Raw genomic sequence first — 19,442 nt, forward strand, 5'->3', positions numbered from 1 at the left:
CTCTGCCTGTCGTTCCTTCCTGGTAACGACCGTCTACAAGAAGTGTCACACCCCAAAGAGCAGCGAACCCGAGATGCTGTGGTTCCTGATCGAGGACATCTTCGCCGCTGGGGACGCTACGCCCGCGCCATCGCCCGATGGGAGCATGTGACAGGACGAATCGCGCCAGCGCTGCTAGACAGGACTAGTGGACCGCGGCCGTCGCCCGAGTTCGTGGAGTGGTTGATGGGTCTCCCCAGTGGTTGGATCACTGATCCGATCCATCAACTCACGGCTAATCAGCAGATCGCTGCGCTCGGCAACGGCGTTCTTCCGCTACAAGCGCTCTCGGCGATGCGCGTCGGCGCACTCGTGCAGGCCGATGCTGCTTCGTTGGCTGGAGTCCAGCACCCGATGGTGTCGCGAGGATGCACGGTCTCGCAGGAGGAGGAAGGCGAGGACGAGAAAGCCGGCGAGAGTGCCTGAGACGATCGGCGTGTTGATCGACTGCGCCAACATGACGGCGGCGGTGAGCCCGTCCCGGAGCTCAAGGTCGGCGATCATGAGTCCGGGTTCGTCCGCGGCTAGTGCGGCCAGCGTGGCGCCGTTCGGGGCGAGTACCTGGCTGGTGCCGGTGGTGGAGAGGTTGACGACGCTGCGGCCGGTCTCGATGGCGCGCATGCGCGCGAACGCAAGCTGTTGCAGGTTTTCATCGGTGTCGCGAAAGTCGGCGTTGTTCGTCTGGAACATGAGCACCTGGGCACCGCTGTGCGCGCCTTCGTGAATGACGTCATCGAAGGCCACGTCGAAGCAGATCGCCAGTCCCACCTCTACGCCGTCGACCTCGATGGCGGGTGTGTCGACGCCGGCGGCGTACTCGCGTTCTAGGAGGTCTACCAGGCTGGGCACGAGCGCGCCGTAGAACCACCGGTCGGGCACGTACTCGCCGAAGGGGACGGGATGGCGTTTGGCGTGCGCGGCCGTCGGCCCGTTCGAGGTCCAGAGGAAGGAAGTGTTGTAGACGAGGTGGCCGTCTGCCGCGGCGGCGTTGAGCAGGATCGGGGCGTCGTATCGGGCGGCTGCATCGTCGAGCGCGTGAGCGGTGGCCTCGTCGGCGAGGGGATCACTGTCGACGCCGCCCTCGGGCCAGAGCACGATGTCGACCTGTTCGTCTTCGAGAGGGGCGGAAGCGGCGAGCTGAGATTCCAGGACCGCGCCCGGTTCGTGCTCATCGACGTACGCGGCGGGGCCGTTGCCCTGCACAGCGCCCACCCGGATGGTGCCCGCGTGACTGGTCGGGAACTGCGGCACCAGGACCATCACCGCTGCGAGACCGAGCACGGGGATCGACGCCGCCCACGAGGCGAGAGGTGTTCTCGGGTGCTCGGTGGCGTTACCGCGTGCCGGTTGCGCGCGCACGATCCAACGGACTGCTTCGATCGCGGCGGCGCACACGGCGACCATCAGGAAGCCCAGGCCGGAGACGCCGACCCATGACGCGACCGGAGCGATCGGGCTTTCCGATTGGCTCATCGCCACCCGTCCCCACGGGAATCCGCCGTAGGGCCAGGAGCCCATGATGAGTTCGCGGATCGTCCAGGCTCCCGCTACCAGCAGCGGCAGCGCCAGCAGCCGCATCGCGAAGGCGTTGCGCCGGCGCGGCAGCCATCGGTAGGCGAGGGCGATCGGCACCGTCAGCACAGCCGTGTAGATCGTCAGCGCGCCAGCCAGGGCCACCCACGGGACCCAGCTCAGCGGATGCTCCCCGAGAAACTGCGCCGACCAGGACACGTGAGGAAACCAGAACGCTGCGCCGAAGACTGTCCCGACCAGCAGCGCCCCCCAGGACCGTCGCCCGATGAGAGTGACCAGGGACAACGTCACCGAGACGAACGCCAGCGGCCACCACCCGAGTGCGGGGAACGCCGCATCCATCGCGAGCCCGGCCACGCCGGCGACTGGCATCGCGGCCCATAGCGGCAAGGGCGCAGTCTCGGACGCCCGCGTCCGCGTGTCGGCCGATGTCTCGACTCTGAGCCCGGAAATGATGCGCTCCCTGTTCTAGCGAGGGTCGGACGCCTGCATTTGCGCGCGCACGTGGTCCATGTCGAGGTCGCGGATTTTGCCGATCAGGTCGTGGAGCGCTTTGGCCGGGAGCGCTCCGGGCTGGGAGTAGACCAGGACGCCGTCTTTGAAGCCCATCAGCGTGGGGATGGAGGTGATCTGTGCGGCGGCGGCCAGGGATGCCTGGGCCTCGGTGTCGACCTTGGCGAACAGGATGTCGGGATGCTCGGTGGACGCGGCCTCGAAGACGGGGGCGAAGCTGCGGCATGGTCCGCACCAGGCGGCCCAGAAGTCGACCAGCACGATGGGATGGTCGGTGATGGCGGCTGAGAATGCGTCTTCGGTGAGGTCGATGGTTGTCATGAGGGTGGGGCTCCGGAGTCTGGTCGGCGACGGTGTGTTGTGAGGTGAAGTGGTTCAGCCCGGGGTCGGCCGGGCTAGGCCGAAGGGACAGTTGAGAGCGGTCAGCCGGCAGACGAGGACGAGGACCACCGTGATGAGTCCGAGGCCTCCGGCGGCGATCGCCCAGGCCGGCGGCAGCTCGATCACGAGCACGAGCGTTCCGGTGAGCAGGACGAAGACGCCGAAGACCTTCTGGAGGGCGTCGGCTGGTATGCGTCCTGACAGGCGCGCACCGAGGAGCGCTCCGAGCACGGCCATCGCAGTGACCGCGGCCACCAGGGGCCAGTCGAGGGTCACCGTGGTCAGGTAGCCGGCGAGTCCGGCGAAGGACTTCATCGCGATCACCAGCAGTGAGGTGCCCACGGCCACCGGCATGCTGAGGCCGCCCAGCAGCACGAGGGCGGGGACGACGAGGAAGCCGCCGCCGGCGCCGACGATCCCGGTGATGAGGCCGACGACGATGCCTTCGAGCATGGTCCGCAGCATCGGCAGCGAGTGGGCGCGCTCGGTCCCGGCATCGGCCGTGGGTTGGTCGGTGTCGCGCCTGGGCTTTCTGGTGACCATCGCGATCGCGGTGGCGATCATCATGATCGCGAAGGCCACCATCAGCACGGCACCGGGGAGCTGGCCTCCGATGAGTCCTCCGGCGAAGGCGCCCACCATGCCAGCGGCTCCGAAGATGAGCCCGGTGCGCCATCGGACTCGACGGTGCCGGGCGTGCACGACGAGGCTGGACAACGAGGTCACGCCGACGATCAGCAGCGAGGCCGCGATGGCCTCTTTCGGGGGCATGCCCGCGATGTAGGTGAGCAGCGGGACGGTCAGGATCGACCCGCCACCGCCGAGCGTCCCTAGCGCGAGCCCGACACCCACGGCGAGCACGAGGGTGAGGATCAGGGTGCCGCTCACTCGTGCTCACCGGGCATCGTGGTTGGTGCTGCGGGTCGTGACGCCGACCGTGCCGATGCCGGTCCTAGATGCGGGGTCGTTGCAGTTGAACGCCGTCGGAACGTCGGAGCACGCCAGGGCATCACAGTTCCTGGGTCGCGACCGGGATGGATGCGATCGCGCTCCGTGCGGTGGGGCTGGCCGTGACCTTGTTCCAGGGCATGCGGGAGAGGATGCGGCCCATCAGGCAGGAGCCGGTGAGCGCCGCGACGACGAGCCCGGCGCTGAGCGCGAACGCGATGAACCGGGACTCCGGCCAGAGGAACTCGGCCACGAGCAGGCTCACCAGGACGATCAGCCCGGCCGTGAACCGCACCCTGGCGCTCGATGTCCCAGCGAGCTGCGCTGCGGACCACCTGGCCGCCAGCGGCCTCGAAGGCGGGCACGCCGCCGGTGAGCACGTTGGCCGTCCGCACGCCGGCGGCAGCGAGATGCTGCTGGGCCTGGGTGGCGCGGTTGCCGGACTGGCACACGAGTACCGCGCGGTGCCCGAGCCGCTCTGCCAGATCCGAGGCGTGTTCGGTCAGCAGCGGCAGCGGGACGTTGTACGAGCCGTGAATGTGGAGGGTCTCGAACTCGGCCGGGGACCGCACGTCGATGATCGTGAGGTCGTCGTGGAGCTGACGCCACTGGGCGAGCTCCTCGGCGGTGAGCGTTCGGAGCTCGGCGGAGGGATCGGTCATGGGGTGGTTCCTCGTCAGGTCTGGCCGCGGGCAGCGGAGATGCGAATGGAAGGGGCTGGGGCCGACCGCCCGTCGGAGGATGCGATCGTTCTGCTGTGCGTCAGGCCAGCGCGGTCTCGCTGGTGGTCTCCTGCCATGCGCGCCAGGCGTTATAGCTGCCGTCGAGCTCGACGACGGCGTGCCCGGCGCGTCGTAGGGCACTCGCGGCGACGGTGTTCCGCATCCCGGACTGGCAATAGGTCACGATCGTGCCGGAGCGCGGCAGCTCGTCTTGGTGCCAGAGGACGCGTGCGGCGCTGAGCTGTGTGGCGCCGGGGATGTGCCCGGCGGCGTACTCGCCGCGCTGGCGCACGTCCAGCAGCAGCGCGGCATCGAAACCTGCCAGCTCTGCCGGCTCGATGAGGGGCGGGACGAACCGGGGAAGCCCGTCGATGGTGGTGACGTAGCCGGCGGTCTGGTCGATGCCGACCCGCAGCAGCCGATCCGCGATCGCCTGGGCGGCGGTCTGGTCCTCGGCCAGCAGCACCAGCGGACGCGAGTCGGCCTCGGGATCGTAGGCCCAGGCGGCATAGGTGGCGGTCTTGGAGCCGTCGGGGATGTTGAGCGAGCCGGCAACGGTGCCCTGATGGGCCTGCGCCGGCGGGCGGGTGTCGACGAAGGTGATCTCGTCGGCCTCCAGCCGCCGCGCCACCTCCGCTACGGCCAGCTCGGGCACCGGGCCGCGCTCGCCCAGCACGGCGGGACCCTCGCGGTTCTGCTTCTTCATCCTCGCGAAGTAGGCGTGCGCGTCGGGCTGCCCGTCGAGCAGCTCCTCGATGAACCCCTGCTCGTCGTCGGCAGCCAGGTGGCGCGACCACCAGGCGTTCGCGCGTTCGTAGCCGACCGTGGTCGAGGGCAGCGCGCCGAGCGCCTTGCCGCACGCACTGCCGGAGCCGTGCCCCGGGTGGACCTGGACGTGATCCGGCAAGGTCAGGAACACCTCACGCAAGCTGGTGAACAGTTGCCGCGCGCCCTCGAAGCGGGTGTCGACCCCGCCCGCGGCCTCGTCCAGCAGGTCGGGGCGGCCCAGGTCCCCGGCGAACACGAAGTCGCCGGAGATGAGGTAGCCGGGCTCGCTGGCGAAGGCGCCGTCGGTGACCAGGAACACCAGGTGCTCAGGAGTGTGACCAGGCGTGTGCCGGGCCTGGATCGTGATGTTGCCGATCGTGATCGTGTCGCGGTCGTACAGACGCCGGGCGTCGAACCCGTACTGCCAGTCCGCGCCGCCCTCGCCGGAGACGTAGACCTCGGCGCCGACCGCCGCAGCCAGCTCGCGGGTCCCGGACAGGTAGTCAGCGTGGATGTGGGTCTCGGTCACTGCGACGATCCGCATGCCGTGCTTGGCCGCGAGCGCCAGGTAGTCCGCGATGTCGCGGCGCGCGTCGATCACCACCGCCTCGCCCTTGGCCTGGCAGCCGATGAAGTACCCGGCCTGCGCCAGGTCCTCGTCGTAGATGCGTTCGAGAAGCACTGTTCATCCTTCCGTCGATGCCATCGATACCCTGGGGGGTATTGTTACCGTCTCATACCCCCTGGGGTATTTCAAGTCGAGTGTGCGACCCGAGCGCCCACGATCGACATGCCCGCGTGGCTGGCCGTCGGAGAGGACTCGTTCAGAGGGGACTCAGCGATCGTCGCCACCAGGTGCCGTCGTTCCTGGAGGAGGAGTGCAGCGCCGTTGATGGTGATGTGGGTGGGCACGATGATCGGTCCTTGGCCGTCGGGTTCGTAGGCTTGGGCGACATCACCGGTGAGGACGTTGTGGACCCGGATCGCCCCGTCCTCTCGCAGATAGAGGAAGACGCCGCCGATCGCCGCGATGGTGGTCTCGGCAGCAACAGGCAGGGACCACAGTGGTCGGTCGTCGGCGTCATAGCCGTGCAGGCCGGTGTCGTCCAGGGTGACGAGGGTCCCCGTGGTGGGGTCTACGGCGGCGTCGCGGGCGGTGCTGCTCACGATGCTGCCCTGATCCAGGTCGAGGAGCGCGCCGGTGGTCTCGGAGGTGGCGACGAGCGCGAGCCCGTCTCCCGGTGCAGGGCGCAGGGACGCGCTGATGGACGCCGCCGTCCAGCCGTGCTCGGCGAGGGGGACGCGCCAGAGCTCCTGATCGTCGGCCGTGTCGCGCGCGATCAGAGCGTCCTCGTGGGTGAGCAGCACGATGCCGTGGTACTCGCCGATGATGCGGATACCTTCGGGGCTCGACTCGTCGGCCGCGACGTCTCCGGTGGTGGGGTCGAGCGCGACGCGTGGGCCGGTCTCGCCCATGAAGCCTTCGGGAGGTGCGGCGAAGACCAGCCCGGGGCCTTGGTAGGGGCCGGGCACCTCGACCGGACCCCAGACCCGTTCCCCGGTCGTCAGGTCGTAGGCGGTGGCAGTCGTCGCGGCCAGGGCGTCGGCCGTGGTCTGGAGGTCGCCCAGGATCGCGAGGGCTCGGCCGTGCGCGTCGGTGGTCACGACGAACCCGGTGCAGCTCGCTGGACGTTGCGCGGCCCACAGCACGTCCCCGTGGACGTCCACGGCGGTGAACTCCAGCACACCGTCGCGTTCACCGGCGGCCAGATACACCCCGTCCGCGTACTGCGGAGTGATGTCCCACCCGGGGTCCACGACTTCCAGCTCCTCGAACGGCGTCGGCAGCCGCATGCCCGAGGTGTCCACCACGGGTAGCGACCCATCGACCGAGTAGGGGTCTCTTACGGGCTCGGGCTCGGATGCCCCGCAGCCGGTCACCAGCAGCGCGGCCACGGCGGCGAGGGCAAGGCTGGAGCGTCGCCGGCGCGGCGTCATGACTGTTCCGCGCGGTGCTCGCCCGCCTGGGCGTCAGCGCGAGCGTGGGTACGGCGGCGTCTGGCCCAGAGCACGAGCACGATCCCGGCGATGAGGACGACGGCGAGGATGTCCAGGATCGGGTTCGCCAGGATCGCGGTGTTCTCCTGGAGCCAGGCCTGGGCGTCGAGCGGAACCAGTTCGGGAGCCCCGACCAGGCCGTTGGTGGTCCAGAACAGCACCCCGACGCCCACGATCAGCAGCCCGGTGACCACCGAGGTGGTGTGCAGCTCCCGGCCCAGCACGGTGAACGATCGCCCGCGCAGGAACCGGCGTCCACGGGCGCCCAGGCGCTGCCAGAGCGCGGCGATCAGCAGCAGCGGCAGCACCATGCCCGCGCCGTACACGGCGAGCATGACGCCGGCGGCGAGGGTGTCGCCGCGGGCGGCGGCCAGGGTGAGCACGGCGCCCAGGATCGGGCCAGCGCAGAATCCCGCGATGCCGCTGGCAGCGCCCAGCAGCACCGTCTTGACGAGTCCGGTCTTGGACGCCGCTTGCGCGTGCAGGTCTGCCCCGGCCGGTAGCAGCCGGGCAGGGTCGAACCCGAACCCGAGCGCCTGCGCCGCGCCGAGGACGACCAGGACCAGCGAGGCGACGAGCACGATCGCCTGCCGGTGAGTCACGAACAGCGTCCCCAGGGCGCCGGCTCCGACCCCCACGGGGACCAGGACGGTCAGCAGGCCGACGTAGAACACGGCTCCGTGCAGCAGCAGCCGGGGCCCGCTGCCGATCGTGGAGGCGAAGAACGCCGGCATCAGCAGCGCCGCGCACGGGCTCAGCAGCGCGAGCGTGCCGCCGGCGAACGCGGCGAGCAGTCCGATGTCCACGCCGCCTCACTCCGCCGCGTCGAGCGCGCTCTGGAACGCTTCCTGGAACACCTCGGTGGGCTGCGCCCCGACGATCGGCTGTCCGCCCAGGATGAAGATCGGGGTGGAGGTGGCGCCGAGGTCGAACCCGAACTGCTGGTTGGCGGCGATCACCTGCGCCGTCTCCTCCGAGCCCAGGTCGGCGGCGAACTGCTCGGTGTCCAAACCGAGTTCGCCCGCCAAGGCGACGAGGGCTTCCTCGCTCAGCTCGCTCTCGGACCTGCGCTCCCCGTCCTCGAACAGGGCGTCGTGGTACTCCCAGAGCGCCCCCTGGAGGGCGGCGGCGTACGAGGCCCGCGCTGCGCGCTCGGACGCGGGACCGAACACGTTGATGTCGCGCCACTCGATCCGCAGATCCCCGGCGTCGACGTGCTCCATCATCGACGGCAGTGTCTGCTCGCTCCACCGCGCGCAGAACGGGCACTGATAGTCCGAGAACACCACCAGCACCACCGGCGCATCCACGGGCCCGGCCGCGAGCAGGTCCGCCTCGTCCCTGGTCTCGGCCGCAGACAGGTCCGGTTGCTCGGGGTTCTGCACCTCCGTCGGCGCGCCGCTATCCGACGGCGAGCCCCCCTCCTCGGCCGTCGTGCCACTCCAGTTCACCGCCACGATCACGGCGATCAGGACAGCAGCCAGGGTCAACACGGCGACCGGCACGACCCATGACGACCTCGAACGGTTCGACGGTTTCGGGCGGTTCGTGGTCTCGGTGGGCATAGGGATTCTCCTGTCACTGTCGCGGGCACCGACCTCTACTATCTCAGATAGTCGACTATGCGTGGTAGTCGAGTCGTGTCAGAATGGGTTCCATGACCTCTCCCACGACTCGATCCCGCCAGGGCATCGGCGAAAGCTTCCGGTTGGCGGTCCAGGCGCTTCGAGGGTGGACGGGCAGGCAGGTGCTGGCCGCGATCGCTGCCTCGGCGGTTGTCGCGGTGGTGATCGGGGTGGCGACGGTGCTGATCCCCAACCCGCTGTTCGGTCGAGACATCCCGCCGGTGTGGTGGAACTATCCGGTGTGGCTGGTCACCTCGGTGCTGTCGGGCATGCTGGTCGCTACGTATATCCGCCCGTACCGCGCCGCCGCGGACGAGCAGCAGGCGAATGCGGTCAGCGAGGACGGCGCCGCCACCGACGCGGCCGATGAGGCGCAGGCGCGGCGCAGCAGCCGGATGGGAATGGCCGGCGGCATCCTGGCATGGTTCGCGGTGGGGTGCCCGGTGTGCAACAAGCTGGCGCTGCTGGCGCTGGGGTACTCGGGAGCGATCACCTGGTTCACCCCCGTGCAGCCGTTCCTCGCGCTCGGCGCGCTGATCCTGACCGGCGTCGCACTGGTGTGGCGACTACGCGGGCAGGTCGCTTGCCCGGTCCGCCCCGAGCCGGTGGCGGCTGTGCGATGAAGGCCGCCGATGGGCGCTCCGGCGACCTGCTGCGCCTGGGGGCGTTGGAAGCGCAGGTGATGGACGTGCTGTGGGACCACGGCCCGGCTACCGTGCGCGAAGTGATCGAGCACCTGCCCTCCGACCCCGCCTACACCACCATCGCGACCGTGCTCACCAACCTGGATCGCAAGCGCCTGGTGACCATCACGAGGCAGAACCGGTCCACCCGGTACGGCGCCAAGATCACCAGGCACGAGCACGCCGCGGGGCTGATGGAGCAGGTGCTGGAGGCTAGCCGCGACCGGGCCGCCTCGATCCTGCAGTTCGTGGACTCGATGCCCGAGAACGACCTGGACCTGCTGCGAGACTACCTGGAACGCCGCGACCGGGGAGACATGCCATGACCGCGGGCATCCTCACGATGGCTCTGTGCACCGGACTGGTGGCATTGGCGGTGTTCGGGCCGTGGTTGCTGCGGCACGCTGCCCCCGCCCTGGTGCGCGTCCCGCGCTTGGCGATCGTGGTCGTCGCCGGCGGCATCGGGGTCTGGCTGGTCACGCTGCTGGCGATCGGCCCGGTGCTGGCCTGGGCCGGAGCCGGCCCCGCGCTGCTGCCCGAACGCGCGGCCGAGGTCTGCCAACGGTGCCTGACCGCCGCGAACCCGTTCTCCGCCGACACCACCGAAACCCTGATCCCCGCGGTGCTGCTGCTCGCCCTGCCGGTGGCGCTGGCCCTTGCTCTGGGAGCAGGTCTTGCCCGCCAGATGGTTCGGCGCAGCTCTCGCTCCCGGGACGCCGCCCGCACGCTGCTGCACGGCGCGCGGCGGCAGCTCCTTCACGGGCACGAGGTGGCACTGGTCGACGCCGAGCACCCGTTCGCGCTTACCTTCCCCGACCGTCACGGCGGGATCGTGCTCTCCACCGGCGCGGTGCGCGCGCTGGGGCCGGGCGAGCTGGCCGCCGTGCTGGCCCACGAGCACGCCCACCTGCACCAACGCCACCACCTCATCACCGCGCTAGTGGACAGCATCGCCGCCTACCTACGGTGGGTGCCGCTGATCCGCGCTGTCGCCGACGCGCTGCCGCACTACCTGGAGATCGCCGCGGACGACCAGGCCCGCCGTCACGCAGGAACCAGGGCGCTGGTCAGCGCCCTGGTCAAGCTCGGCGAACGCACCCACCCCGCCATGCCGCAGCACTCCTGCCCTGTCGCCTTGCACGCCGCTGGTCCCGAACGCATCCGCCACCTCGTCCACCCCAGCGCCGGGCTGGCAGGCGCCCTGCCCGCCGTCGCGATCGCCGCATACCTGGTCGGCATGGCCGCCCTTGCTGCCCTCGTCCATCTGCCCTACGTCTCGGCCGCCCTCACCGGCTGCACCATCTGACCCTGCCGGAAACCAAGAGAGAACACCAAACAATGAATGAGAACACTCGTGAGGTGATCCTGCACGTGGCCGACGACCCCGCCGACGTGCAACGGGCGCTGGACGCCGCCGCCGGACTCCACGCCGCCGGCCTGGGAGTGCGGGTGCGGGTGATCGTCAACGGCCCGGCACTGGCCGGCCTGACCGGCACCGATGCCGTCCAGGTGCCCGAGCACACCGAGGTGGCCGCGTGCAGCGTCGGGCTCGGACGGCGCGGCATCGACCCCGGCGAGTTGCGACCCGAGGTCGGCACGGTCCCCTCCGCGGTCACCGCGATCGTCCATGCGCAACTGGCCGGCGCCGCCTACATCCGCATCTGACCGGACCAGAAAGCCTGGGATGAGGCCGGACAGTATCTGGCAGGCAAAGCCCGGGGCCTGCAGCGGGCGGGAGCGGACTTCATCGCCTGCGGGAGCAACACGATGCACCGAGTCGCGCCCGTCATCGAGGCGGCGATCACCGTCCCATTCCTGCACATCGCCGATGTGGTCGCGACCACAGCGACCGACATCGCATCGGGGTGACCCGGCTGGGACTGCTCGGCACCGCGCCGACGATGGAACAGGACTTCTACCGGAGAAGACTCGAGCGAGCGGGCTTCACTGTGCTGCCCCCGGAGCCCGTCGACCGGACCACGGTCGATCAGATCATCTTCGACGAGCTGACCAGACACGTGTTCCGGCCTGAGTCTCGGGAGACCTACATCCGGGTCATGACAGACCTCCACGCGGCCGGGGCCGAGGCGATCGTGCTCGGATGCACCGAGATCATCCTCTTGGTCGGCCCCGACGACGTGCCGGGACTGCCGCTGCTTGACTCGACCACGCTGCACGTCGAAGCCATCGTCCAGACCGCGATGTCCCGCGGCTAAGCCGCCCCACAGCGGGTCCGCCGCGCCGGGACGAGCCGGTCACCGGCGCTGGAGGAGAAGTACCCCGTCGGTCAGCTCGGCGGCCTCGCCGGAAGGGGCGGTGGCGTGTCGGGTGTGCGTCTGGATGCTCAGGACGAGCCAGTCGTGCTCGTTGAGGTTCAGCTCCACGAACTGTCGTGCCGGGCTGGGAAAGCTGTGCGCGGGATGATCCGCGGCGTCGACCCAGGGTGGGAGTGCGGCGTGGGAGAGGACCACGAGGTGACCGCCGGCGCGCACCGTGGTGGCTGCGCGTTGCAGGATCGCGATGCGCGGGAGCGGGACAGGCGAGTGCAGGAAGCTGGCGGTCATCAGATCGTAGGGGCCGTCGTCCGGCTCCCACCGTGCCAGGTCGGCAGTGACGAACCGGGTGGCCGCGCTGGCCTGTTGACGCTGAGCCTCGCGGCGTGCGCGGGCGATAGCGGTGGCGGAGATGTCCACGCCGGTGACGAGCCAGCCCTGGGTGGCGAGCCAGATCGCATCGGCGCCCTCCCCGCACCCCAGATCCAGCGCTTTCCCCGGAGCCAAGTGCTGCACAGCGTTGACCAGGCTAGGGTTCGGGGCGGCCCGACCACACGCGCTCGGCGTCCCGGTAGCGGCCCTCCCAGAACTCCTGAGGATTCTGAGAGGGCGAGTCGTGGCGCGTGGCGCCTGTCATCGTCCGAACAGGCGGGCGAAGAACCCGCTCGTCGCGGCTGCCTTCTCCTTCTCCTTGTCGTGTCCGGGGCACCACTGGCCCGCCGGCACGGTGCGCTTGACCTCGGCGATGTGCTGGCCGCAGCCGGCCCAGGTGGTCTTGCCGCAGGTCTTACAGGTCACAGCTCGGCACATGGATTGCTTCTTCCTTCGAGGGCTGTCTGTCGGTTGGTCGTGAGGATCGCTCGTTCAGGCGAGCGTGAGGAACAGCTTCTCCAGCTCCTCGGTGGTGATGTCGTCGGCACGGTTGGTGCCGTCGGGGTCGGCGATGCAGTCCTTCATCGCGGTGGAGATGATCGCGAACCCGGCACGGTCAAGCGCCGAGGAGACCGCCGCGAGCTGGGTCACCACCTCCCGGCACGACCCGCCGCCTTCGACCGCGTCAATGACGGCGTTGAGCTGGCCGCGGGCGCGGCGGAGCCGGTTGAGGATGCGGCGCTGGGCGTCGGGGTCACTCGTGGACATGAGAACTCCTGTTCGGGACGGGGGCGCTCGTCAGGTCGACGTGCTGCCGGGCATCGGGGATGTCGAGTGTGTGCTGCGGCGTCTGAGGCTGCCGACGAGTGGTGAGCCAGCTCGTCGGGCATGTTCCTGTGACCGCCATGACCGCGATGACGGTGGCCATCACGCCGGCGGCTACCGCGATCGCCGGGTCCGTCGACAGCATGGATGCACCGAACGCGCCGACGATCAGGGCGACGGCTCCACGGCTCAGCCGCCCCCATACGCCGGCGCGGCATGCCGGGGCGCAGGTGAGCTGTCGGTCAGACATAGGCGAAACTCCTCTGACTGTCAGGAACGTCGTCGAGTGGGTGGTCGGCCCAAAAGCCCAGGATCGGCACCGAGCTCTCCTCGACCACCCGGGTCGGGTTCTCTCGCCTGATCTCGGTCGCGCCCATGACTCCACTATACCCCCGGGGGTATCGCGATCTCAACCTTGTCATCGCAGCGTCGCGAACGAGGTCTCCGCGACAGAGGCAAGCGGACTCTCCGGACGGTTGTGCAGCGCCCGCCGATCGCTCCTCGCGCAGCGCACTCCTCTCGGACCGCGTGGGCCGCAGAGGTCACGAACCGGGCGGGAGACGGCTACCCCACGGCGGCCGGCGAAGACAGGCTGAACCATACGACTATGCTAGATAGTAACTATCATGGATAGTCGAACATGAGGTTGGTCAACGTGCGGAACGGGGTTCGGAGCATGCGGGAGACAGTCGGACGGAGTAAGCCACCGCCGCGGCGCTGGCATGGGTTCCTCAGCGCGGCGGCGGGGACGGTCCTCGTCCTCGCTGGCGGGGCGCTGCTGGTAGGCCTTCTCGCCGCGCCGGAGCGGGTCGAGTATGTGTACGGGACGGTGAAGACGGCGGTCACGGGAAGCATCCATGCCGCGCGGGAGGACGCGTTCGGAGACCTGCCCACCGTGGACTTGGGCGCCACGGGTGGCGTGCACGAACTAGACGGCTGCGACGGAACGTTCACGGAGATGAGTTCCTACGAGCGGGAGGGCGTTCCGCCGGTATGGGCAGCTCACAACAATTGTCAAGGCGACGTCCTGCTCCCCTGGGAGATAGGCCAACTGGTGCAGGTCGAGGGTAGCGATCAGGTGTATCAAGTGGTTGATATCCGCCACACGCCAAAGACCTGGGCGACCACCGATGACCTACTTGGCCTCGACGGTTCATTCGCCTTGCAGACATGCTTCTACGGCGAGGACCGGATGAAGTTCGTTGGGCTCGAACCGGTCGATTAGTCGCGGGATTGTCGAGACCCGCCCGTCGCGCAGTCCTCAGCGCGGTCCGTCTGGTGCCCGCGAAAGAGGTGGTCAGGAATCCCATCCCAGGAATGCGGTTGATGAGCCCGAATCGGTCGCGGCGTCGAACCAACACGAGTCCTGCAGTCTCCGCGGTTTCGCACCCATCCTCGCCCGGAACCGCATCATCGTCCAGCCGGTCGGGCCGTTGGCCTACCACTGCGTTCAGGTCATCGTCGTTCGCGATGGAAGCGCTATCCTGTTTAGCGAGTTCAAGCAGAAGCTGGTCAAGTTTGGGGACGTGATTCTCCTGGGGGCCAACACACTGCTTGGGGGTGAGCCCGAGGGTCGTGCAACTGTGACGACGGTCTATCTCGACACCGACTACTTGATTGACCAGATTTTCTGGCAACACGTCGGCATATTACGGGACCGCCTCGACGCGCAGTGCTTTGCCGAGACTATGTATGCCGAGCCTGCGCAGGTACTTCATATCGGCGAAGATCGAGCGGGTATGCTGATGCCGCGTCTCGATGAGCTGGTTGCTCTCAGTATCGATGGCCGATTCGCGGAGAACTTCAATCGAATGCAGGCATTGTGGGCTAAGTGACTCAACCTCTGAGTCTGTAGACCGTCTCACCCGTGTTGACATCGACCACACGGCCGTCATCGCGCACGCGAAACCGTGTCTCGCCGGAATTGGCATCCACCACTCTGCCGTCGTCGCGGACACGGAATGATGTCTCCCCAGTGTGCGCGTCAACCATCCGGTTGCCGCGCACGCGAAACCGTGTTATCACCCGAACTCGCACTGACCGCCCGGCGGCCGTCCCAAGTTTCATCACTCATACGAAGAGCCTGCCAGAGACGTCCGACATTCCTCCGTACGCGGCAGAGGTTCGACCTGCACGGCTCGTACGTGCGCGCGGACGCCCAGGAGCGCCACGCATGCTCTCATGGCGGCGTTGGCTCACCTCGACGCTATGAGGAAGCCCGAGCCTGAGCCCGTCCCGGTGTCCATTCCGCTCGTCGTGCTCGATGTGCGCGAGGACGGCACCGTGACCGTCACCGTCGACGGGAAACCGTTGGACCCTGACCCTTTCGCGCCGCCGTGGCGGCGCTCCTCGTTCGGGCAGATCATCGACCGCGCCACGAACGACCGGACGACACCGGCGAGGGTCGAGGTCCGCGAAGCGGACGGCACGACGTTCACCGACATCGTCGCCGCCCGCCGCCGGCGTTCCCGCCCCGAGCCCGAACCGGAACCGGCGGCGCAGGCCGGGCCTGTGTTTCACACCGTCGAGGGCAAGGGGTTCGTTCCGGGCGAGGACGTGGCGGTCGCAGTCGTCACCGGGCACACCGACGCCGCCCACTCCGGCACCGCGCGCGCCCTCATCGACCCAGCCGGGAACGGCGCCGACCGGACCGGCGAGGTCATCGAGGTCATCCTGTTCGGCCGGGTCTCCGGCACCACGATCATCCGGCGAGTGCCGTGAACGAGCAGGGCCGGCAGACCGGCTCGTTCGGGGACGAGCTGACCAACGCCGCGATGATCGGGCTGGTCGTCCTGTTCGGCGTCGCGCTGATCCTGCGCGCCGCGGGATCGGTGGCCGCGTTCCTGACCGGCACGCCCCAGCCGGCCGGCGATCCCGCTTCCGGGGTCGGTGTGCTGTTCCGCCCTGGTGATCCCGGCGCGGCGCTCGACGCGGACGGCCTGAACCCGGTCGTCTACTGGATCGTCGCCGGGCTGCTGCTCGCCGGCCTCGTGACCGGCGGGCTATGGGCGTGGCTGCGGTTGCGCCGCCACACCCACCGGATCGAGACCGACCCGCGCCGCATGGCCGGGATCGCCACACGGCACGAAGTCGCCGCCGCTGCGTCTGAGAAGGCGCTGCTGCGCCGCGCGGGAAACCTGCGCCCCGGCCTGGCTGACCCGAAGCCGGCGGACGTGGGCTACCGGCTCGGCACCTCCAAGGGCACCGGCGTGTGGGCGTCGGTCGAGGACTCGATCATGGTGATCGGGCCGCCCCGCTCCGGGAAGGGCCTGCATCTGGTGATCCCGGCGATCCTCGACGCGCCCGGCGCCGTCGTCGTCACCTCGACCAGGCCGGACAACCTCACCGCGACCATGCGCGCCCGTCGCAGGATCGGCCCCGTCGCGATCTTCGACCCGCAACACTTGGCCGAGGGTCTGCCCGCCGGTCTGCGCTGGTCACCGATCCGGGGCTGCGAGTCGCCGCAGACGGCGATGATCCGCGCCACCGGGCTCGCCGCCGGCACCGGCCTGTCCGCAGGCGGCGTCGACGGCGGAGGCTTCTGGGAGGGCAAGACACGGGCCGCGCTCCAAGCCCTGCTGCACGCGGCAGCGATCGACCATCGGCCGCCCGCCGAGCTGTTCAGGTGGACTCTCGATCCGACCGCGGCCGCTGACGCGGTGGCGATCCTGACCGGCTCCACGCAGGCTGCGACCGGGTGGGCCGAGTCTCTGGAAGCGATGATCGACTCCGACCCCCGCACCCGCGACTCGATCTGGCAGGGCGTCTCCTTGGCTCTCGGCTCCCTCGCGGACCCGCGCGTGCTCGACGCCGTATCGCCCGGCCCCGGTGAGGGCTTCGATCCCGAAGCGTTCATCCGCGACCGCGGCACGTTGTTCCTGCTGGCAACCGGGTCCGGTGCGGGAGCCAGCGCCGCGCTGGTCGCCGCGCTCGTGGAAGACCTCATCGAGACCGCCCGCCGCCTGGCCGCACGGTCGGCCGGTGCCCGGCTCGATCCGCCGATGCTGCTGGCCTTGGATGAGATAGCCAACCTCTCGCCGTTGCCGTCGCTGCCGACGCTGATGGCCGAAGTCGGCGGGTCGAGGATCACGACCATGCCGGTGCTCCAATCGCTCGCGCAGGCGCGGGACAAGTGGAACGAGCACCAGGCGAACGCGATCTGGGACGCCTCGATCGTCAAGGTCATCCTCGGCGGGGCTTCCAACAGCCGGGACCTGCAAGACCTGAGCGCCTTGGTCGGCGAACGCGACGAATACACCGACTCCGTGACGCTGGGCGACCACGGCACCCGCTCCAACCAGCGGTCCGTGCGCCGGGTACCGATCTTCCCGCCCGACCGCATCCGCCGGCTCCCGTTCGGGACCGGGATCGTGCTGCTGCGCTCCGCGGCCCCGATCGTCACCGACCTGCACCCCTGGCCCAAGCGTCCCGACGCCGGCCAGCTCGCCGCCGACCGTGCCGAGATCGAAGCCCTGCTCCGTCGTTCCGGCACCTGAACGCCGGTCGCGGCACGGAGCACCTGCCCGCCACAACGGCCCGGCACGAACCGGCGCCGGAGAGCAGACAGGAGCCCAGCATGTCCGACGAACCCGGTGGCGACGCCACGACGAACGATGTTCCCGACTCGGATGTGGACCAGATGGACGACGACGGCTACGACGAGCCGCTGATCGCCGAGCCGCCGCACCCGATCAACTGGAACCTGCTGAGTGCCGAGGACGCCGAGGCCGAGTGGTTGGAGCTCAACCGCTGGGTGGACTGGCTACGCCACACCTACGGGCTCCCCGCCTCCGTGATCCCGCCCGCCTGGCACATGCACCCGGAGCTGCTGTGGGAGCTGAGCGCGCTGCACCTTCACTGGCTCTGCGCCTACGACCCGGACCAGAACGGCAGCGCACCGCTCGGCTGGCACCGCGACTTCGCCGACGCCCGCCAGCGGCTCCGCGAATGGGTCGCCGCCTGCGGCACCCGGCTCGACCACGACCGTCCCACCCGGCAGACCGTCTGGCCCGGCGAGGAACCCGGCGACCCGATCGAGGACATCCCGATCACCGACCGCGACGCCGAGTTCGTGGAGTTCGTCATGGCCGACGTCCAGGCCCGCCGCGAGGCAGAGGAAGCGTTCTACCGCGACCTCGACCCGGACACCGGAGAAGTGTCGTGAGCGACAAGACCGAGGCACTCGTCTCGCCCCTGCTGGACAGCCGTGAGGTCGCCGCGTACTTGAAGGTCTCGGAGTCCACCCTGTCGCGGTGGCGCTCGGCCGGCACGGGGCCGCCGTTCCTGCGGCTTGGCGGGATCGCCCGGTACCGGCTCGACGCCGTGGACCGCTGGCTGAGCGAGCTGGAACACGACCGTGCCCCGCAGAGCTGAACCGCAGCCGACCGCCGAGCCCAAGCCGGTCCCGCCGATCGGCGTGAAGGTCTCCACAGACATGGAGCGCCGCTCCTACGGCATCCGCGCCCGAGCCCGGTGGACCGACCCGACCACCAAGCGGCGTGTCATCCGCTCGGAAATCGTGCGAGACGAAGCGGCCGCGCACGCGTTCTTCGACCAGCTCCGCAACTCATCGACCAAGGGCATGGACGTGTCCATGACGCTGCTGGAGTTCGTCACCTCCATCGGCGACCGGTGGGCGCGGGGCCTGGACCCGACCTCCACCGGCGAGACCTACGGGTACGGGCTGAAACTGCGCGTGCTGCCCGCGCTCGGGCACCTGCCGGTCACCCAGATCACCGCCGGGATCATCGACCGCACCATTGATGAGTGGGAGCAGCGTCACGGCGCGTCGACCATCAAGAACACCATCGCCCCGCTCGTGCGGGTGCTCGATGAGGCCGTGCGGGACGGGCTGATCCAGATCAATCCTGCGAAGAACCGCGCCAAGCGGAGCCTGAACCGCAACGCCTTCCGCGGCCAGTCCGCCGAACACACCTCCCCACGGGCGCACGCAATCCCGGACATGAAGACCCTCAACCGCCTCGCCAGGGCGTGCGGCAAGGTGCATCAGTCCTACAGCGACTTCGTGATGCTCGCCGCGCTACTCGCCGCACGGTCCTCGGAGGTCTCCGGGTTGCAGGTCGGGGACGTGGACTGCGGCAAGAACCTCGTCGTGATCCGCCGGCAGGTTTTCCCCGGCAAAGGCGGCCTGGTTACAAAACCGACCAAGAGCCGCAAAGAACGCCGCGTGCCGATCCTCGAACCACTCCGGCCAGTGCTCGAACGCCTCACCGACGGGAAGGAGCCCGAGGACTCGTTGCTGGTCGGCCCGAAGGGCGGCTATCTCACCACCGCGACCGTCCGCGACGCCACCAACTGGGACGGCATCGTCGCGAAGCTCGGACTGCCCGACCTCACCCGGCACGGCCTACGCCACACCGGGGCAACCTGGATGGCCGACGCGGGCATCCCGCTGCACGTACTGCAAGACATCCTCGGGCACGCCTCGATGGAGACCACGCGCGGCTATCTCCACCCCGACGACCGCCACCTCGCCTCCGCCGCCGAGCAGGCCAACGCCTTCCTCTCCACCGCCGGACAACGCAAGAACGCCCGGCGCAGCAGCCCCGCGACCAGGGGCCTGTGATGCGCTCCGACGCCCGCGGGAGTGCTCCCGGAAGCGTTCTGGTCCCCTTTTGGTCCCCTTACCTGGATCGTGTCACCGTCGGGTGATTTCGCGGGTTGAGGATCGTTGAGGCTTGA

25 protein-coding genes and 2 pseudogenes are annotated in these 19,442 nt (G+C 69.4%); 13 read left to right on the plus strand and 14 right to left on the minus strand.

What is annotated here, in order from left to right; genetic code table 11:
* Nucleotides 1–315: 315 nt before the first annotated feature.
* The 9 genes and pseudogenes from lnt to ACODR5_RS12290 all read right to left on the minus strand — a co-directional run bounded on the left by lnt (nt 316) and on the right by ACODR5_RS12290 (nt 8,527).
* The gene (gene lnt / locus ACODR5_RS12250; RefSeq protein WP_488983797.1) at nt 316–1,944 is read right to left on the minus strand and encodes an apolipoprotein N-acyltransferase; all 1,629 of its coding nucleotides are present in this window, start codon (nt 1,942–1,944) and stop codon (nt 316–318) included.
* Nucleotides 1,945–2,040: 96 nt separating this feature from the next.
* Nucleotides 2,041–2,406 (minus strand): thioredoxin, encoded by a 366-nt coding sequence (gene trxA, locus ACODR5_RS12255; RefSeq protein WP_036542724.1) that lies wholly within the window; start codon nt 2,404–2,406, stop codon nt 2,041–2,043.
* 54 nt (nt 2,407–2,460) lie between these two features.
* A complete protein-coding gene (locus ACODR5_RS12260) occupies nt 2,461–3,354 on the minus strand; it encodes a sulfite exporter TauE/SafE family protein (RefSeq protein WP_036542721.1) in 894 nt (297 codons plus the stop codon).
* Nucleotides 3,355–3,475: 121 nt separating this feature from the next.
* On the minus strand, nt 3,476–3,709 hold the full coding sequence (locus ACODR5_RS12265; protein WP_218871006.1) for a YgaP-like transmembrane domain: 234 nt from the start codon (nt 3,707–3,709) through the stop codon (nt 3,476–3,478).
* A gap of 112 nt (nt 3,710–3,821) precedes the next feature.
* Nucleotides 3,822–4,076: pseudogene (locus ACODR5_RS12270) on the minus strand (rhodanese-like domain-containing protein); the annotation flags it as partial.
* Nucleotides 4,077–4,176: 100 nt separating this feature from the next.
* Nucleotides 4,177–5,586, minus strand: coding sequence for an MBL fold metallo-hydrolase (locus tag ACODR5_RS12275; protein WP_036542718.1), 1,410 nt, complete (start codon nt 5,584–5,586; stop codon nt 4,177–4,179).
* Nucleotides 5,587–5,657: 71 nt separating this feature from the next.
* Complete coding sequence (locus ACODR5_RS12280) at nt 5,658–6,860, minus strand: hypothetical protein (RefSeq protein WP_179747790.1); 1,203 nt, start codon at nt 6,858–6,860, stop codon at nt 5,658–5,660.
* A 38-nt stretch (nt 6,861–6,898) separates the two neighbouring features.
* Nucleotides 6,899–7,768, minus strand: a complete 870-nt coding sequence (locus ACODR5_RS12285) for a cytochrome c biogenesis CcdA family protein (RefSeq protein ID WP_102209895.1) — start codon at nt 7,766–7,768, stop codon at nt 6,899–6,901.
* A 6-nt stretch (nt 7,769–7,774) separates the two neighbouring features.
* Complete coding sequence (locus ACODR5_RS12290) at nt 7,775–8,527, minus strand: DsbA family protein (protein ID WP_102209896.1); 753 nt, start codon at nt 8,525–8,527, stop codon at nt 7,775–7,777.
* A gap of 92 nt (nt 8,528–8,619) precedes the next feature.
* Here ACODR5_RS12290 and ACODR5_RS12295 point away from each other — a divergent pair, with 92 nt between their 5' ends.
* The 6 genes and pseudogenes from ACODR5_RS12295 (at nt 8,620) to ACODR5_RS12320 (ending at nt 11,486) form a co-directional block, all read left to right on the plus strand.
* Nucleotides 8,620–9,210 (plus strand): hypothetical protein, encoded by a 591-nt coding sequence (locus ACODR5_RS12295; protein ID WP_051016936.1) that lies wholly within the window; start codon nt 8,620–8,622, stop codon nt 9,208–9,210.
* Nucleotides 9,207–9,596 (plus strand): BlaI/MecI/CopY family transcriptional regulator, encoded by a 390-nt coding sequence (locus ACODR5_RS12300; RefSeq protein WP_036542093.1) that lies wholly within the window; start codon nt 9,207–9,209, stop codon nt 9,594–9,596. The genes ACODR5_RS12295 and ACODR5_RS12300 overlap by 4 nt, the downstream gene beginning before the upstream one ends.
* Nucleotides 9,593–10,576: a M56 family metallopeptidase gene (locus ACODR5_RS12305; protein WP_036542091.1), complete on the plus strand. Its 984-nt coding sequence runs from the start codon at nt 9,593–9,595 to the stop codon at nt 10,574–10,576. The genes ACODR5_RS12300 and ACODR5_RS12305 overlap by 4 nt, the downstream gene beginning before the upstream one ends.
* A gap of 53 nt (nt 10,577–10,629) precedes the next feature.
* Complete coding sequence (locus ACODR5_RS12310; protein ID WP_488983798.1) at nt 10,630–10,935, plus strand: hypothetical protein; 306 nt, start codon at nt 10,630–10,632, stop codon at nt 10,933–10,935.
* Nucleotides 10,936–10,953: 18 nt separating this feature from the next.
* Nucleotides 10,954–11,139, plus strand: a pseudogene (locus ACODR5_RS12315) (aspartate/glutamate racemase family protein); the annotation flags it as partial.
* Entirely contained in the window at nt 11,136–11,486 is a 351-nt protein-coding gene (locus ACODR5_RS12320) for an aspartate/glutamate racemase family protein (RefSeq protein ID WP_202976241.1), read from the plus strand. The pseudogene ACODR5_RS12315 and the gene ACODR5_RS12320, both read left to right, overlap by 4 nt.
* 39 nt (nt 11,487–11,525) lie before the next feature.
* On the opposite strand, the gene ACODR5_RS12325 is transcribed toward ACODR5_RS12320, so the two are convergent.
* The 5 genes from ACODR5_RS12325 to ACODR5_RS12345 form a co-directional block, all read right to left on the minus strand.
* Complete coding sequence (locus ACODR5_RS12325; protein ID WP_202976240.1) at nt 11,526–12,059, minus strand: class I SAM-dependent methyltransferase; 534 nt, start codon at nt 12,057–12,059, stop codon at nt 11,526–11,528.
* Between the two features lie 117 nt (nt 12,060–12,176).
* Nucleotides 12,177–12,353 (minus strand): DUF8730 family Cys-rich protein, encoded by a 177-nt coding sequence (locus ACODR5_RS12330; protein ID WP_164498150.1) that lies wholly within the window; start codon nt 12,351–12,353, stop codon nt 12,177–12,179.
* Between the two features lie 54 nt (nt 12,354–12,407).
* Nucleotides 12,408–12,683 carry a metal-sensitive transcriptional regulator gene (locus tag ACODR5_RS12335; protein WP_026529653.1) on the minus strand — a complete coding sequence of 92 codons (276 nt, stop codon included), beginning with the start codon at nt 12,681–12,683 and terminating at the stop codon, nt 12,408–12,410.
* Nucleotides 12,670–12,990: a hypothetical protein gene (locus tag ACODR5_RS12340; RefSeq protein WP_028850586.1), complete on the minus strand. Its 321-nt coding sequence runs from the start codon at nt 12,988–12,990 to the stop codon at nt 12,670–12,672. The genes ACODR5_RS12335 and ACODR5_RS12340 overlap by 14 nt, the downstream gene beginning before the upstream one ends.
* Nucleotides 12,983–13,117, minus strand: a complete 135-nt coding sequence (locus ACODR5_RS12345) for a hypothetical protein (RefSeq protein ID WP_257996725.1) — start codon at nt 13,115–13,117, stop codon at nt 12,983–12,985. Before ACODR5_RS12345 ends, ACODR5_RS12340 begins: the two co-directional genes overlap by 8 nt.
* Before the next feature lie 263 nt (nt 13,118–13,380).
* On the opposite strand from ACODR5_RS12345, the gene ACODR5_RS12350 reads away from it, so the two are divergent.
* From ACODR5_RS12350 to ACODR5_RS12380, 7 genes are all read left to right on the plus strand, one after another.
* Nucleotides 13,381–13,965, plus strand: a complete 585-nt coding sequence (locus ACODR5_RS12350; protein ID WP_102209899.1) for a hypothetical protein — start codon at nt 13,381–13,383, stop codon at nt 13,963–13,965.
* On the plus strand, nt 13,943–14,575 hold the full coding sequence (locus ACODR5_RS12355; protein WP_488983799.1) for a hypothetical protein: 633 nt from the start codon (nt 13,943–13,945) through the stop codon (nt 14,573–14,575). The genes ACODR5_RS12350 and ACODR5_RS12355 overlap by 23 nt, the downstream gene beginning before the upstream one ends.
* A gap of 403 nt (nt 14,576–14,978) precedes the next feature.
* The gene (locus ACODR5_RS12360; RefSeq protein ID WP_488983800.1) at nt 14,979–15,461 is read left to right on the plus strand and encodes a hypothetical protein; all 483 of its coding nucleotides are present in this window, start codon (nt 14,979–14,981) and stop codon (nt 15,459–15,461) included.
* A 53-nt stretch (nt 15,462–15,514) separates the two neighbouring features.
* Nucleotides 15,515–17,236: a type IV secretory system conjugative DNA transfer family protein gene (locus ACODR5_RS12365; RefSeq protein WP_488983802.1), complete on the plus strand. Its 1,722-nt coding sequence runs from the start codon at nt 15,515–15,517 to the stop codon at nt 17,234–17,236.
* An 80-nt stretch (nt 17,237–17,316) separates the two neighbouring features.
* Nucleotides 17,317–17,904, plus strand: a complete 588-nt coding sequence (locus tag ACODR5_RS12370) for a hypothetical protein (protein ID WP_026529680.1) — start codon at nt 17,317–17,319, stop codon at nt 17,902–17,904.
* A complete protein-coding gene (locus ACODR5_RS12375) occupies nt 17,901–18,113 on the plus strand; it encodes a helix-turn-helix transcriptional regulator (RefSeq protein ID WP_026529681.1) in 213 nt (70 codons plus the stop codon). Before ACODR5_RS12370 ends, ACODR5_RS12375 begins: the two co-directional genes overlap by 4 nt.
* Entirely contained in the window at nt 18,097–19,326 is a 1,230-nt protein-coding gene (locus ACODR5_RS12380) for a tyrosine-type recombinase/integrase (protein WP_488983801.1), read from the plus strand. The genes ACODR5_RS12375 and ACODR5_RS12380 overlap by 17 nt, the downstream gene beginning before the upstream one ends.
* The last annotated feature ends 116 nt before the right edge of the window (nt 19,327–19,442 follow it).

Source organism: Microbacterium sp. FG3, from assembly GCF_057809335.1.

Bases quoted from the DNA above. Each gene is read 5' to 3' on its own strand.
- ACODR5_RS12365 (WP_488983802.1), top strand. From the start codon at position 15,515: ATGATCGGGCTGGTCGTCCTGTTCGGCGTCGCGCTGATCCTGCGCGCC.
- ACODR5_RS12330 (WP_164498150.1), bottom strand. From the start codon at position 12,353: ATGTGCCGAGCTGTGACCTGTAAGACCTGCGGCAAGACCACCTGGGCC.
- ACODR5_RS12340 (WP_028850586.1), bottom strand. From the start codon at position 12,990: ATGTCTGACCGACAGCTCACCTGCGCCCCGGCATGCCGCGCCGGCGTA.
- ACODR5_RS12300 (WP_036542093.1), top strand. From the start codon at position 9,207: ATGAAGGCCGCCGATGGGCGCTCCGGCGACCTGCTGCGCCTGGGGGCG.
- ACODR5_RS12295 (WP_051016936.1), top strand. From the start codon at position 8,620: ATGACCTCTCCCACGACTCGATCCCGCCAGGGCATCGGCGAAAGCTTC.
- trxA (WP_036542724.1), bottom strand. From the start codon at position 2,406: ATGACAACCATCGACCTCACCGAAGACGCATTCTCAGCCGCCATCACC.
- lnt (WP_488983797.1), bottom strand. From the start codon at position 1,944: ATGCCAGTCGCCGGCGTGGCCGGGCTCGCGATGGATGCGGCGTTCCCC.
- ACODR5_RS12305 (WP_036542091.1), top strand. From the start codon at position 9,593: ATGACCGCGGGCATCCTCACGATGGCTCTGTGCACCGGACTGGTGGCA.
- ACODR5_RS12350 (WP_102209899.1), top strand. From the start codon at position 13,381: ATGAGGTTGGTCAACGTGCGGAACGGGGTTCGGAGCATGCGGGAGACA.
- ACODR5_RS12290 (WP_102209896.1), bottom strand. From the start codon at position 8,527: ATGCCCACCGAGACCACGAACCGCCCGAAACCGTCGAACCGTTCGAGG.
- ACODR5_RS12335 (WP_026529653.1), bottom strand. From the start codon at position 12,683: ATGTCCACGAGTGACCCCGACGCCCAGCGCCGCATCCTCAACCGGCTC.
- ACODR5_RS12345 (WP_257996725.1), bottom strand. From the start codon at position 13,117: ATGGGCGCGACCGAGATCAGGCGAGAGAACCCGACCCGGGTGGTCGAG.
- ACODR5_RS12370 (WP_026529680.1), top strand. From the start codon at position 17,317: ATGTCCGACGAACCCGGTGGCGACGCCACGACGAACGATGTTCCCGAC.